Genomic DNA, 1,181 nt, shown 5'->3' with positions numbered 1-1,181 from the left:
CAGAATTGTTGAATGTCAAGAAAAAGTTGATAAAAATAGCCCAAAATATGTTAATTTTGGGCTAGGTATTACAATGTTTTGATTTCATAGTGATTATAAATTCTTTTCCCAAAATTGTCAAAGATATACTAAAAGGATTGCCAAAAAACGATTATCCAGTGTTGAACAGTCGTCTGTTTTTTGAATTTTGGCTATCTTACGTCTTGGATAATAGCTTAACAAGTATGCGAGGTTTATTTACCAGGCTAAATAATACAGGATTTGAGGTAGATATTTCTACTTTTTCTAAAGCTAATTTGCATCGAAGCCAAAAACCCTTTCAAGAAATTTACCAAAAATTAAATAAATTAGTCCAAAATAAAGCCGAGAATAAACTCCAGAATAAATATGCAATATGCCCGATTGATTCCACAATTATTACATTAACTAGTAAGTTGTTATGGGTGCTAGGTCATCATCAGGTAAAACTTTTTAGTTCTCTAAATTTAGCTACTGGAATCCCAGAGGATAACTTGATCAACTTTGGGCATGACCATGATTATAAATTTGGTTCAAAAATGATAGCTAATTTACCAACAAATTCTGTTGGTGTAATGGATAGGGGTTTTGCTGGATTAAAGTTTATCCAAGAACTAGTACAAGAAAACAAATATTTTGTTTTGCGGATAAAAAACAATTGGAAACTAGAATTTGAAGAGTCAAGCGGATTAATCAAAGTTGGTGCATCTGATGATGTCCAAGCCTATAGAGTAATTAATTTTTGTGATTTAGAAACAAAAACTGAATTTCGGTTAGTAACTAATTTACCAGCATCTGGAGAGACCGCCGTTAGTGATGATGAAATCAGAGATATTTATCGATTACGTTGGGGAGTTGAATTGTTATGGAAGTTTTTAAAGATGCACTTAAAACTTGACAAGTTAATTACCAAAAATGTTAATGGTATCACCATACAAATTTACGTTAGCTTGATAGCCTATCTGATTTTACAACTTGTATCTATTCCCGCACAATGGGGACATACACTATTAGATAAATTCCGCTATCTTCAAGCTTGTATGTGCCAACAAATCAGCTATGTACATTGGATGGAAGATATTATGAGATGTTGACATTTTTACCATTGATAACACTACCATATCTAAATATGTAAAGTTTTATTACGACATTCAACATTTCTG

1 protein-coding gene is annotated in these 1,181 nt (G+C 31.8%); it reads left to right on the top strand.

The window, feature by feature from the left end; genetic code table 11:
• Positions 1-89 precede the first annotated feature (89 nt).
• Entirely contained in the window at positions 90-1,112 is a 1,023-nt protein-coding gene (locus ACM5QX_RS29510; RefSeq protein ID WP_414756752.1) for an IS4 family transposase, read from the top strand.
• Positions 1,113-1,181: the final 69 nt, after the last annotated feature.

The sequence above is a fragment of the Anabaena sp. CCY 9910 genome (assembly GCF_963920875.1).
GTDB lineage: Bacteria > Cyanobacteriota > Cyanobacteriia > Cyanobacteriales > Nostocaceae > Trichormus > Trichormus variabilis.
Note: the sequence above shows the minus strand (reverse complement) of the source record. Positions and strands in the feature narration are given on the sequence as shown.